Here is a 12,434-nt window from a genome sequence, read left to right on the forward strand (position 1 = left end):
GGTGCTGTGACCGACAACGTGACCGGTACCGGGACGCTCTGCGACCCCGAGGAACTGCGCACCCTGTTCCTGTTCGAGAAACTCGACGACGAACAGCTCGCCTGGCTGTGCCGCGAGGGCCGGGTCGAATTTTTCGAACCCGGGCCGGTCTATCGCGAGGGCGAGGAGGCCACCTGCTTCTACGTGCTGATGGCCGGCGAGGTCGTGTTGTCCAAGATGTCCGCGGGCGAGGATCTGGAGCTGGTACGCACCGATCATCGCGGTTCGTACGCGGGCGCGTGGACGGCCTACATGGGCGATCGTGCCGACCGGAACTACACCGGTTCGCTGACGGTGACACAACCGTCGAAGTTCTTCGTCCTGGCCGCGGACACCTTCGCGCAGATGATGCGGGAATGGTTCCCGATGGCGTTGCATCTGCTCGAAGGCGTGTTCTTCGGTAACCGCAACACCAACGAGATCATCGGCCGGCGCGAGCGGCTGCTGGCATTGGGATCGTTGTCGGCCGGGCTCACCCACGAGCTGAACAATCCGGCCGCCGCGGCGGTCCGGGCCACCTCGTCACTGCGTGATCGGGTCGCCGGCATGCGGCACAAGCTCAAGATGATGGCGCACGGAAAATTCGACTCCGCCACTCTGGAATCGTTGGTGCAGTTGCAGGAGGAGGCCGCCACCCAGGTCGCCAAGGCTCCGGTCCTGACTCCCATGGAGGCCGCCGACCGCGAGGACGAACTCGGTGACTGGCTGGCCGATCACGGTATCGACGGCGGCTGGGATCTGGCGCCGAACTTCGTCCAGGCCGGCTTCGACATCGATTGGATGGAGCGGGTGTCGGGCACCCTCGGTGAATGCGACCGCGGTGTGTTCGAGGGGGCGATCCGCTGGCTGAACTACACCGTCGAAACCGAACTGCTGATGAACGAGATCACCGATTCGACCGGGCGGATCTCCGCGCTCGTCCACGCGGCCAAACAGTATTCGCAGATGGACCGGGCGCCGTTCCAGGTGGTCGACATCCACGAGCTGCTCGACTCCACACTCGTGATGCTGGCCCGCAAGATCGGCGACAGCGTCACGGTGATCAAGGAATACGATCACGCTCTGCCCGAAGTGCCTTGTTACGCGGCCGAATTGAATCAGGTGTGGACCAACCTCATCGACAACGCGGTGGCCGCGATGTCGGGTACCGGCACCCTCGTGATTCGCACCTACCGGGAAAACGACTGCGCCGCAGTGGAGATCGGGGACACCGGGCCCGGTGTGCCGGAGGAGTTGCGGGATCGGATCTTCGAACCCTTCTTCACCACCAAGCCCGTCGGTGAGGGCACCGGTCTGGGACTGGACATCTCGTTCCGGATCGTGGTGAACAAGCACGGTGGCGACATCCGGGTGGAGTCCCGGCCCGGTGACACCCGGTTCATCGTCCGTCTCCCACTGACCCCCGCCGGCCGGGATGCGCAGGCCGCCGAGACCGGATCCTGAGCCCCGCAATTCGATTCGCGGCCCGGTGTGGGCTGGGTTTTCAATCGCCGGTATGGCCGGTACGCTGCGAGCCGCGCCGGAGGAGATCCGGTGTTCGCGCCGGAGGAGATTCGGCGTCGCCGGACCACACGGGGGTTACGCACGATGAAACGACTGACCGTGGCGACCGTAGCGCTCAGCGCGCTGGTCATCGGCCTGACGGCCTGCGGTAGCGACGACCACTCGTCCGCCGCCGACGCCAACGGCTTGCGCCGGAACGGTTCCGCCGTCGCCACGTCGGCTCCCGCCGCGCCGTCGCCCAGTTCGGCGCCGGCGTCGGCGCCGCCGGAAGTGGCGTCCCCCACCACGGAGTCGGACAGTTCCGTTGGTCTGGCCTCCCGGACCACCTGCGAGGAATTCCGCAAATTGGATGTGGAGGGCGAGAAGTCGCTGATGGATCGCATCCTCGCGGAGAATCCGGGTTCGAAGTTCGATGGCAGCCCGAATGTGGCGCTGGGTACCGCGAAACTGATGTGTCTGGCCAAGAGTGAGGCCGACAAGCCCGTGCCGGTCGCCATCGGAATGATCACCGAATAGTCTCTGCCGACCTGCTGTACTGCGCTTTCAGGTTGCCATACGGGATCGATAAGGGTTGTGCCGCAGTGTGTTCGTGCGCGCCGCGGCACCCGCGGCGCCCGAGCAGGGGAGATCTCGTGCGAAAACAGATCGTTGCCGGGTTGGGGGCGACCTTTGTCGTTCTGGGAGTGTCGGCGGCAGTTGTGGTTGTCTGGTTCACGGCATCCGGTCCGGACCCCGCGGATACGCAGCCCGCCTGCTGCCGCCCGGCCGGCACCACGACCGTCCCCGAGGACGGTGCGGGTCTGCGCCGCAACACTTCGCCGAGTCCGGCACCGACGACCGAGACCGCGGCGCCGCGAATCACGCTGCCGCACATCCCGTGGCCGAACCACGACCCGGGAGCTACCGGCGGGTAGCGTTAACGTCTCGATGCGCGGGGCTGATCGACAGGTATGGCGATCGGGAGGACGAGGCGAATGGACGACACGGGGCTGGCCGAATTCGAACGCCACCGCCCGCGTCTGTTCGCCCTCGCCTATCGCATGCTCGGTGCGGCCGGTGATGCCGAGGACGCGGTACAGGAGACCTACCTGCGCTGGGATGGCGCCGACCGCGAGGAGATCCGCTCCTCGGAGGCCTGGCTCACCACCGTCGTGGTGAATCTCTGCCGAACCTGGCTGGATTCGGCGCGCAACCGCCGCGAAGCCTATGTCGGTCCCTGGTTGCCCGAACCGGTGCCGACCGGGGGCGGTGAGCTGGGCCCGATGGAATCGGCCGAGCAACGCGAGCTGGTGTCGTTGGCGGTGCTGACCCTGCTCGAACGTTTGTCACCGGCCGAGCGCGCGGTGTTCGTGCTGCGCGAGGCGTTCGGCTACGCCCACCGCGAGATTGCCGACATGCTCGAGGTGAGCGAGGCCAATTCCCAGCAGCTGTATCGCCGGGCCCGGCAGCACGTGCGCAGTGAGCGCCCGCGTTTCGACGCCGAACCCGCCCGTGCGCGAGAACTGTTCGAGCGCTTCCTGTCCGCCGCGCGGCGCGGTGACGTCGCGGCACTGGAGTCGATGTTCGCCGCCGATGTCGTATCGGTCGCCGACGGTGGCGGCAAGATGACCGCCGCACGCCATCCGATCACCGGCGCGGCCAGGGTTGCTCGCTATCTGTCGGGCCTGTTCCACCGCGACGTCGAGGGCCTCGAACTGACCGTCGAGGAGGTCAACGGCGCACCGGCGGCGGTGGCCCGCGTGTCGGGGCAGATGCTCCTGATCGGCGCGGTCGACGGTGGCGCCGAGGGGATTTCGGCCGTCCGGCTGATCGTCAACCCCGACAAACTCGCCTATTTCGGCCGGGCGGCGGTGCGAAACGCGTAGCGAACCCGGTGATCTGCCCGCCACGTGACACGGCACACAGCGCGGGATTGTCAGGGATCGGTGGGCTGTCCGGTCTGAAGGGTGTCGGCCTCGAAAGGAGTCACCCATGACCGAGCAACAGACCGCACCGCATCGCATCCTCGTCCTGGGAGCCGGATATGCCGGACTGGCGGCGGCGGGCACACTCTGCCGTCGCCCGCACGGCGCCCTGATCACGGTCGTGGACGCGCGCACCGAGCTGGTCGAGCGGGTGCGCCTGCATCAACTGGCCGCCGGTCAGGCGATTCCGAGGTGGGACCTGCGGACCCTGCTGGAAGGCAAGGGGGCGCAGTTCGTCCAGGGGCGTGTGATCTCGATAGATGCCGCAGCGCAACAGGTTTCGCTAGCCGACGCCACCGTGCTCGGATACGACACACTGATCCACACGCTCGGCAGCGCGGCGGACGTGGACAGCGTCGCGGGGGTGCGGGAGAACGCGTATCCGATCGCGACGCTGGAAGATGTCGCCGCACTACCACCGTTGGCGGGGCAGGTGGCCGTCGTGGGCGGTGGTGCGACCGGTATCGAGACGGCCGCGGAACTGGCCGAAGCCCATCCGGAACTGTCGGTGGCGCTGGTGAGTTCGGAGCAACCCGGGCACTGGCTGTCCGGTCGCGCGCAGCGGGGTATCGCCACCGCACTGGGCCGCCTCGGGGTGGAGGTGCGCACCGGCGTCAAGGTCGTCGAGGTCACGCCCACCGGATTGGTAACCGCGGACGGCGACCGGATTGCGGCCGCAACCGTGCTGTGGACAACCGGTTTCACGACCGGCGACCTGGCCGCCCGCGCCGGTCTGGCGGTCGACTCGCACGGACGCGTCCTGGTGGACGCCACGCTGCGCACCTCCGATCCGCACATCTACGCCGCGGGCGACTGTGCGGCGATCGCCGGTCCCGGTGGTCGCGAACTGCGAATGGCCTGTGCGACGGCGCTGCCGACCGGTGCCCGGGCGGCGTCGGCGGCACTCGCCCGGATGCGCGGTGCACGGCCGGACGAACTGCGGTTCCGTTATGTCCTGCAGTGCATCAGCCTGGGCCGTCGCGATGCGGTGGTGCAGTTCGTGCGCGCCGACGACGTGCCCGCCCCGCGCGCGCTGACCGGTCGCCCGGCGGCCCTGATCAAGGAACTGATCGTGCGCGGCGCGAGCCGGACGGCTCGCCGATAATGACGTCAACTTCCGGTTGACTATCGACTTATAGTCAACCTATCGTTGACGAATGACATCACGCATTCGCCTCGACGATCTGATCGACGGCATCAAACTCGCCCGCCCCGACGACGTGCTCCAGCAGCTGTCCGAGGCCGTCGTGGTCGCGGGACACATGAGCGAGGTGGCCGATCATCTGATCGGTCACTTCGTCGACCAGGCCCGCAGCTCGGGCGCCTCCTGGACCGATATCGGACAGAGTATGGGCGTCACCAAACAGGCGGCGCAGAAGCGATTCGTTTCCAAACCGGGTGAGGCCGCGATGGATCCGAACGCCGGATTCGCCCGCTTCACCCCACGTGCTCGCAATGTGGTGGTGGCCTCGATGGAGGAGGCACGCCGTGCCGGCAATGCCGAGATCCAGCCCGAGCACTTGATCTTGGGGCTGCTGTCCGAATCCACGGCGCTGGCGGCCCACGCCATCATCGCCAAAGGGGTGAGTCTCGATGCGGTTCATCGCGTGGCCACCGCGGCCCTGCCGTCGGCGGATGCCGAGGTGCCCGAGCTCATTCCGTACACCGCGGCCGCGCGCAAAACCCTCGAACTGACCTTCCGGGAAGCGCTTCGGCTCGGGCACAACTACATCGGCACCGAACATCTGCTGCTGGCTCTGCTGGAACAGGAGGACGGTGCGGGTGTGCTGTCCGGTCTCGGTCTGACCAAGGCCGATATGGAACGCGACATCGCCGCCCAGCTCGCCGATTTCATGCCGCCGAACCCGGTCGACCCGCCGGTCTCGCCGCGACCGCCCGCCGCATCCGGGCCTCAGGTGCCACCCGTCGCACCCGGGGTGCAGGTACCTCCGGTGCCGCCCCAGCCTCCGGTGCCGCCGCAGCCCCCGACGCCGCCGCGGCCTCAGGTGCCCCCGACGCCGTAGTCGCTGATGCCGCCCGCAATTCTCGGTGTGCCGGGCGACGGTGTTCCGGCCACCCCCGGCCCGTCCGGCAAGTCGCCCGGGAACGTCCGTGTCGCGGGTGGCCGCGCGGGTGCGATCGGCCCGGTGGCGGCCGGGATCGGCATGCGGCATGGCCGCCTGCGATCGTCGGCCGATACGGCTGCGCAGTTGTGGGGCCGATGAGGTGACCGGTGGTCCGGATACGATATTGCTATGGCGGGTGGAGCGGATTCCGACCTGATCGCGGGGGAGCCGCGCGCAGATCTCCTGCGCGCGCTGTCCTATGTCGAGACAGAGGACGGTGAGGACGGCAGCTACATCGTCAACGGCGATCTGCCGCCGGAAGTGGCGCCACCGTTCATTCGCGCGATCATGCGCATCGAGGCGGAGCTGCTGCTCCACGACGCCGAGCAGGTGACCGTCGAACGCGGGGAACCACGCAGTCCCGAGGAGCGCCGTACCGACGCCTTCGTGGCATTGGCGCTGCGGGTCACCGACGATACGTAACCTCGGAATACCTTGCACTCGATACCTGCGAGTGCTAAAAAGGGTCCTGGCACTCTCGACCGGTGAGTGCTAGGTCGGGACGGTGAGACCGGGTTCCCAGACACCCTCGGTCGTCCGTCGCGGGCACCGAACCTGGCCAGCGTAATGGGGCGATCCAACCTGCGATCGCTCTGTGTGTCAGCCATATACATGTGGAGGATCTCAACGCAATGGCCAAGACAATTGCGTACGACGAAGAGGCCCGTCGCGGTCTCGAGCGGGGCCTGAACAGCCTCGCCGACGCTGTCAAGGTGACGCTGGGCCCCAAGGGTCGCAACGTTGTCCTGGAGAAGAAGTGGGGCGCCCCCACGATCACCAACGATGGTGTGTCCATCGCCAAGGAGATCGAGCTGGAGGACCCCTACGAGAAGATCGGCGCCGAGCTGGTCAAAGAGGTCGCCAAGAAGACCGACGACGTCGCGGGTGACGGCACCACCACCGCCACCGTGCTCGCCCAGGCGCTGGTGCGCGAGGGTCTGCGCAACGTCGCGGCCGGCGCCAACCCGCTGGGTCTGAAGCGCGGCATCGAGAAGGCCGTCGAGGCCGTCACCGCCAAGCTGCTCGACACCGCCAAGGAGGTCGAGACCAAGGAGCAGATCGCTGCCACCGCGGCCATCTCCGCCGGCGACGCGTCCATCGGTGAGCTGATCGCCGAGGCCATGGACAAGGTCGGCAAGGAAGGCGTCATCACCGTCGAGGAGAGCAACACCTTCGGGCTCCAGCTGGAGCTGACCGAGGGCATGCGCTTCGACAAGGGCTACATCTCGGGCTACTTCGTGACCGACGCCGAGCGTCAGGAAGCGGTCCTCGAGGACCCCTACATCCTGCTCGTCGGTTCGAAGGTTTCGACCGTCAAGGATCTCCTGCCGCTGCTGGAGAAGGTCATCCAGGCCGGTAAGCCGCTGCTGATCATCGCGGAGGACGTCGAGGGCGAGGCCCTGTCGACCCTGGTCGTCAACAAGATCCGCGGCACCTTCAAGTCCGTCGCCGTCAAGGCCCCGGGCTTCGGCGACCGCCGCAAGGCGCAGCTGGCCGATATCGCCATCCTGACCGGTGGCGAGGTCGTCAGCGAAGAGGTCGGCCTGAACCTGGAGACCGCCACCGTCGATCTGCTGGGCACCGCCCGCAAGGTCGTGGTGACCAAGGACGAGACCACCATCGTCGACGGTGCCGGTGATGCCGACGCCATCGCGGGTCGCGTCGCCCAGATCCGTGCCGAGATCGAGAACTCGGACTCGGACTACGACCGCGAGAAGCTGCAGGAGCGCCTGGCCAAGCTGGCCGGCGGTGTTGCGGTGATCAAGGCCGGCGCCGCCACCGAGGTGGAGCTCAAGGAGCGCAAGCACCGCATCGAAGATGCCGTGCGTAACGCCAAGGCCGCCGTCGAAGAGGGCATCGTCCCCGGTGGTGGCGTGGCGCTGCTGCAGGCCGGCCCCGCGCTGGAGGACCTGAAGCTGTCCGGTGACGAGGCCACCGGCGCGAACATCGTGAAGGTGGCGCTCGCCGCGCCGCTGAAGCAGATCGCGTTCAACGCCGGCCTCGAGCCCGGCGTGGTCGCCGAGAAGGTCGCCAACCTGCCGACCGGCCAGGGCCTCAACGCCGATTCCGGCGTGTACGAGGACCTGCTGGCCGCCGGTGTCGCCGACCCGGTCAAGGTCACCCGCTCGGCGCTGCAGAACGCCGCGTCGATCGCCGCGCTGTTCCTCACCACCGAGGCCGTCGTGGCCGACAAGCCGGAGAAGGCCGCCGCTCCCGTCGGCGACCCGACCGGTGGCATGGGCGGCATGGACTTCTGAGTCCTGCCACTCGGCAACACTTTTCGAACCGGTAGCCGGTCCACCCCTTCGGGTGGGCCGGCTACCGGCGTTTTCGCGGCCGATGGTTCAGGTGCGTTTGCTCGCGCGGACCCTCCGCTTGAACAGCCAGGTCGAGGTTCCCGTGATCGCCAGGGCCAGCGGGGTGAGGCCGAAGATCAACCAGATCAGCCGCCACCACCCGTTCACCAGCCAGCCGAAATGGGCGGGTTCGAAGACCTTGGCGTAGAAGGTGTTCGCCAGCGGGCGGTCGTGGGCGGCGTCGACCACCTTGGTGTCGGAGGCGTCGTGAGCGTTCACGTACACCAGGACGTCGCCGCTGTAGAGCGCCCGGTGTTCGTACGGTGAATAGCCGCCTGCCACATTGACGCGGTAGTACGGGGTCGAATCGGCCGGCAGCATGACATAGGCGACGCGTCCGGAATGCTCGCCGGTCGCGATGCGAGCGGCCTCGGACGCGGAGATCTCGGGTTGTCCCGTGGGGGTGTCGCGTGGTCGAAATGCGTCCTGTGGAAGGTCGGTGGCCGCCTGTCCACCGGTGATGGCGAGCCACGCCTTCTGCACCGCCGGCACCTCGATCGCCGCCCCGGTGATTCCCCACATGAGCAGGAACGGCACGCTCACGATGCCGATCACATTGTGCAGATCTCGATCCCGCGCGAACCGCCCCTTGGAGGTCCGCACCCGGAATCCGTGCCGCCATCGTTTCAGGGTCGGCCACCAGATCACGGCGCCGGATATCGCGAGCACCACGAGCAGCAGCCCGATGACACCGAGAATTGTTGCGGCCCAGGTGATCCCGATCAGCGGTGCGATGCTGTTCAACGCCGGCACCGCCCCCGCGTACCGCAGGCATCCGAAGGCGCAGTCGTGCAGATCGACCAGCCATCCCAGCACGCCGCCGGTGAGCCCGATCCGATCGTTGATCCGCCCCGACCCCGGATCGATCCCATAGGCCTCGGTGAAATCCACGTCGCCCACCACGATCACACCGTCGTCGGTCCCGGCCCAGCCCACCGCGAACCCCGGATCCTGCGCGCGCACCAGAGCCACTGCCCGATCGAAGTCGGCCGCACCGTTCGCATCTCGCATCACGGTGCCCTCGGTATGCCGGTAGAACACGGAATGCGAGGCACGGAACAACTCGGAGTGATACAGCAGTACCGCCCCCGAGGTGCACTGCACGACCAGCACGATCCCCAGGATCAGCGCGGACCATCGATGCGCCACGGTCAACGCCCGGCGAACCGGCTTACGAGCACGGCGACGCACCACCCGCCGCTCGGCAACACGCGTCTCGACCCCACTCATTCAAGTAAGGCTAACCTAAATCGTGCGGCCGACGGGAACCGTCGACACTTCGGAACCATGCCCGCCTCGCGTCCCCGGTGGACGGTGCCTCAATGGTGAGATCCCAGGTCCGCCCGCACTCACCGATCGGGTACGTCCCGCGTCCCGTGTCCACCGGCGAGAACTACCCAGGAAACGAGCGCGTGCCCAGCGGCGGAGCCCCCTCTCGAAACATCGAGCCTGTGAGCACCTGTGGACAACTGAAACCCCCCCTGAAAACCCGCCCACCCCCCGAGGTAGCCGCTTCCGGGATGGTGTTCCCGTGTCGGTTTCGGCCCGCCTCGATTCTGGACTGCCGGAGCGGGGGAGCGAAGCGGAGGAGCGGAGAAGGGAAGAATCGAGGCCCAGAGGGCCGAAACCCGCGTCGGCGGAGCCGACGCAGAAGACATAGCCAGAGGGCCGAAACCCGCGTCGGCGGAGCCGACGCAGAAGACATAGAGTGGCCACAGCGCGCCCGCTCCGGCGACCGCGCAGACCCCGTTTCCGACGGCGATCGCCGAGGTGCCCGGAGGTGTCGAACCGATGAGTGTCCACCGGCAGCGCTTGGCGGGTGTCACCTATGAATTCCACGGTCTCGTCGATCTTCTCGGCAGGGCGACCCCACGCCGTTCCGGTGACGAATTGGCCGGGTGCGCAGCGGAATCGGATGCTCAGCGCGCGGCGGCCCAGTGGGCGCTGGCGGAGTTGCCGCTGACCACCTTCCTGAACGAGCCGGTGGTGCCGTACGAGACCGACGAGGTCACGCGGCTCATCATCGACGGCCATGACGCGGCCGCGTTCGCGCCGATCGCCCATCTGACCGTCGGTGACCTCCGCGATCGATTGCTGAGTGCGGCGAACGCACCGGATTCCGCCGCGCGGCTCGCCGCCTCGGCCGCGGGACTGACCGCGGAGATGGCGGCCGCGGTCGCCAAGATCATGCGCAATCAGGACTTGATCGCGGTGTCCGCGGCTTTGCGTGTGACCAGTGGATTCCGCACCACGATCGGACTGCCCGGCCGGCTCGCCACCCGCTTGCAGCCGAACCATCCGGTCGATGATCCGCGTGGTATCGCCGCCGCGATCCTGGATGGTTTGCTGCTGGGCTGCGGGGATGCCGTGGTCGGAGTCAATCCGGCGGGCGATTCACCGGCTCGGGTCGCCGAATTGCTCCGACTGCTGGACGAGATCCGCACTCGCTTCGACATTCCGATGCAGTCGTGTGTCCTCACCCATGTCACCACGACCCTCGAACTGATCGAGGCCGGAGCGCCCGTCGATCTGGTTTTCCAATCGATCGCGGGAACGGAGGCCGCGAACCGATCCTTCGGAGTGGACCTCGCGATGTTGCGCGCGGCCGAGGACGCCGGGCGGTCTCTGCATCGCGGGACCGTCGGCGACGACGTGATGTATTTCGAGACCGGTCAGGGTTCGGCGCTGTCGTCGGGAGCCCATGTCGGTACCGGCAACCGTCCGGTCGACCAGCAGACCCTGGAAGCCCGCGCCTACGCGGTGGCCCGCGCGCTGAACCCACTGCTGGTCAACACCGTCGTGGGTTTCATCGGCCCGGAGTACCTCTACAACGGCAAGCAGATCATCCGCGCGGGTCTGGAAGATCAGTTCTGCGGCAAACTTCTCGGCCTGCCGATGGGCGTCGATGTCTGCTACACCAATCACGCCGAGGCCGACCAGGACGATATGGACACCCTGCTCTCCTTACTGGCCCTCGCGGGTACGGCCTTCGTGATCACGGTGCCGGGCGCCGACGACATCATGCTCGGCTATCAGTCGCTGTCCTGTCACGACGCGTTGTATGCCCGGGCCACCGCGAATCTGCGGCCCGCACCGGAATTCGAGGATTGGTTGCGCCGCCAGGGCATGGCCGACGACGCGGGGCGGATACTGCCGGCGGAGCTGTCGAACTCACCGTTGCGAGCATTGGCATGAGCGCCGATCCCTGGGACGCGCTGCGCGAACACACCCAGGCCCGCATCGGCCTGGGCCGGGCCGGCGCCGGTATGCCCACCCGTCGTCATCTCGAATTGGTTGCCGCCCATGCCACCGCCCGCGACGCGGTGCACACCCCCCTCGATGTGGCTGCGCTCGCCACGCGACTGCGCACCCTCGACATCGGTGACCCGCTGCCGGTCGCGAGCGCCGCGCCCGACCGCGCCACCTACCTGCTGCGCCCGGACCTCGGTCGCGAACTGGCGGCGGGGACGGTGCTGCCGAGCGTCGGGGCCGACATCGGTGTGACGCTGTGTGACGGTCTCTCGGCCATGGCACTGCACACCCACGGCGTCGAACTCGCACGGGAGATCATCGCCGCCCTGCCCGGCTGGACCTTCGCCGCTCCGGTGATCGCCACTCAGGCACGGGTCGCCCTCGGCGACGAGATCGGTTCGCGTCTGGGGGTCGGCACCATGCTGGTCCTGATCGGGGAGCGCCCGGGTCTGTCCGTCGCGGACAGTCTCGGCGTCTATCTGACCCATCACCCGCGACCGGGTCGCACCGATGCCGAACGCAACTGCGTTTCCAACATTCGCCCACCGCACGGACTCGGCTACCGGCATGCGGCTCGAGTGGTCGCCGCCCTCGTCGCCGGCGCGCGTCGACTCGGGGCATCGGGCGTGGCATTGAAAGACACCGGCCCGGCGGGCGCGCTGGATCCGAGCGGGTCGTCACATGCCGAGCGCCTCGCGACCTATCCGCTCGACCAATCGCGCGGGGCACACGCGACACCGAATACGGCCGAATAGGACTCCGGAAACTCTCGCGCACCCGCGTCCAGGGGATGTCGGAATATCCGCCCGTCGAATTCCATCGGACAACACGTGGCGCCGATACCTCGATGTACTCGGTTTGGCCGGATGACCAGGCGATTTGACTTCGAATAGGGTTGGCACGTAACTTATTCCAGGTCAGAGCGACACGGACACCGACCCGGAGCCGAGAGGCCAGGGACACGAGGTTGGACGAGGAGCGCCTGACAGTCACACTGGTTCGGTAAGAAGAACCCCGATTTGGTCGGGAGCTTCTGGCTGAGCTAAGCTGTAAAAGTTGCCCAACCGATCGACCGGGAAATTTCCCGCGAGATTGCTGGTGCGTGTGTTCTTTGAGAACTCAATAGTGTGTCGATGAATGTCAGTGCCAAATATTTATTTTGGTTCCGATTCTCGCCCCCCGTGTGAGGGTCG

The 12,434-nt window shown here is 67.4% G+C and carries 10 protein-coding genes and 1 pseudogene; 10 read left to right on the forward strand and 1 reads right to left on the reverse strand.

Annotated elements, in window-relative coordinates; all coding sequences use genetic code 11:
* Positions 1-6: 6 nt before the first annotated feature.
* From AB0L57_RS09185 to groL, 8 genes and pseudogenes are all read left to right on the forward strand, one after another.
* Positions 7-1,482, forward strand: a complete 1,476-nt coding sequence (locus tag AB0L57_RS09185; RefSeq protein WP_364959212.1) for an ATP-binding protein — start codon at positions 7-9, stop codon at positions 1,480-1,482.
* Between the two features lie 144 nt (positions 1,483-1,626).
* Positions 1,627-2,058, forward strand: coding sequence for a hypothetical protein (locus AB0L57_RS09190; protein ID WP_364959214.1), 432 nt, complete (start codon positions 1,627-1,629; stop codon positions 2,056-2,058).
* A 116-nt stretch (positions 2,059-2,174) separates the two neighbouring features.
* Positions 2,175-2,456: a hypothetical protein gene (locus AB0L57_RS09195; protein ID WP_364959216.1), complete on the forward strand. Its 282-nt coding sequence runs from the start codon at positions 2,175-2,177 to the stop codon at positions 2,454-2,456.
* A 60-nt stretch (positions 2,457-2,516) separates the two neighbouring features.
* Positions 2,517-3,407 carry an RNA polymerase sigma-70 factor gene (locus AB0L57_RS09200; RefSeq protein WP_364959218.1) on the forward strand — a complete coding sequence of 297 codons (891 nt, stop codon included), beginning with the start codon at positions 2,517-2,519 and terminating at the stop codon, positions 3,405-3,407.
* Between the two features lie 106 nt (positions 3,408-3,513).
* The gene (locus AB0L57_RS09205; protein WP_364959219.1) at positions 3,514-4,611 is read left to right on the forward strand and encodes an FAD-dependent oxidoreductase; all 1,098 of its coding nucleotides are present in this window, start codon (positions 3,514-3,516) and stop codon (positions 4,609-4,611) included.
* Between the two features lie 52 nt (positions 4,612-4,663).
* Positions 4,664-5,350, forward strand: a pseudogene (locus AB0L57_RS09210) (Clp protease N-terminal domain-containing protein); the annotation flags it as partial.
* 411 nt (positions 5,351-5,761) lie between these two features.
* Positions 5,762-6,055, forward strand: coding sequence for a hypothetical protein (locus tag AB0L57_RS09215; protein WP_364959221.1), 294 nt, complete (start codon positions 5,762-5,764; stop codon positions 6,053-6,055).
* 209 nt (positions 6,056-6,264) lie between these two features.
* Positions 6,265-7,890, forward strand: a complete 1,626-nt coding sequence (groL, locus tag AB0L57_RS09220) for a chaperonin GroEL (protein ID WP_364959223.1) — start codon at positions 6,265-6,267, stop codon at positions 7,888-7,890.
* Positions 7,891-7,977: 87 nt separating this feature from the next.
* Here the strand turns inward: groL and AB0L57_RS09225 are convergent, their stop codons facing one another.
* Entirely contained in the window at positions 7,978-9,219 is a 1,242-nt protein-coding gene (locus AB0L57_RS09225) for a PepSY-associated TM helix domain-containing protein (protein WP_364959225.1), read from the reverse strand.
* A 561-nt stretch (positions 9,220-9,780) separates the two neighbouring features.
* Here AB0L57_RS09225 and AB0L57_RS09230 point away from each other — a divergent pair.
* Both AB0L57_RS09230 and eutC read left to right on the forward strand, forming a co-directional pair.
* Positions 9,781-11,184, forward strand: coding sequence for an ethanolamine ammonia-lyase subunit EutB (locus AB0L57_RS09230; RefSeq protein WP_364959227.1), 1,404 nt, complete (start codon positions 9,781-9,783; stop codon positions 11,182-11,184).
* Positions 11,181-11,996, forward strand: coding sequence for an ethanolamine ammonia-lyase subunit EutC (gene eutC, locus AB0L57_RS09235; RefSeq protein ID WP_364959228.1), 816 nt, complete (start codon positions 11,181-11,183; stop codon positions 11,994-11,996). Before AB0L57_RS09230 ends, eutC begins: the two co-directional genes overlap by 4 nt.
* The last annotated feature ends 438 nt before the right edge of the window (positions 11,997-12,434 follow it).

The organism is Nocardia sp. NPDC052254, assembly GCF_040679495.1.
In the GTDB taxonomy this organism is placed as follows: Bacteria; Actinomycetota; Actinomycetes; order Mycobacteriales; family Mycobacteriaceae; genus Nocardia.

Coding starts and splice junctions, on each gene's coding strand:
- AB0L57_RS09225 (WP_364959225.1), bottom strand. CDS start 9,219: ATGAGTGGGGTCGAGACGCGTGTTGCCGAGCGGCGGGTGGTGCGTCGC.
- groL (WP_364959223.1), top strand. CDS start 6,265: ATGGCCAAGACAATTGCGTACGACGAAGAGGCCCGTCGCGGTCTCGAG.
- AB0L57_RS09190 (WP_364959214.1), top strand. CDS start 1,627: ATGAAACGACTGACCGTGGCGACCGTAGCGCTCAGCGCGCTGGTCATC.
- AB0L57_RS09230 (WP_364959227.1), top strand. CDS start 9,781: ATGAGTGTCCACCGGCAGCGCTTGGCGGGTGTCACCTATGAATTCCAC.
- AB0L57_RS09215 (WP_364959221.1), top strand. CDS start 5,762: ATGGCGGGTGGAGCGGATTCCGACCTGATCGCGGGGGAGCCGCGCGCA.
- AB0L57_RS09200 (WP_364959218.1), top strand. CDS start 2,517: ATGGACGACACGGGGCTGGCCGAATTCGAACGCCACCGCCCGCGTCTG.
- AB0L57_RS09205 (WP_364959219.1), top strand. CDS start 3,514: ATGACCGAGCAACAGACCGCACCGCATCGCATCCTCGTCCTGGGAGCC.
- eutC (WP_364959228.1), top strand. CDS start 11,181: ATGAGCGCCGATCCCTGGGACGCGCTGCGCGAACACACCCAGGCCCGC.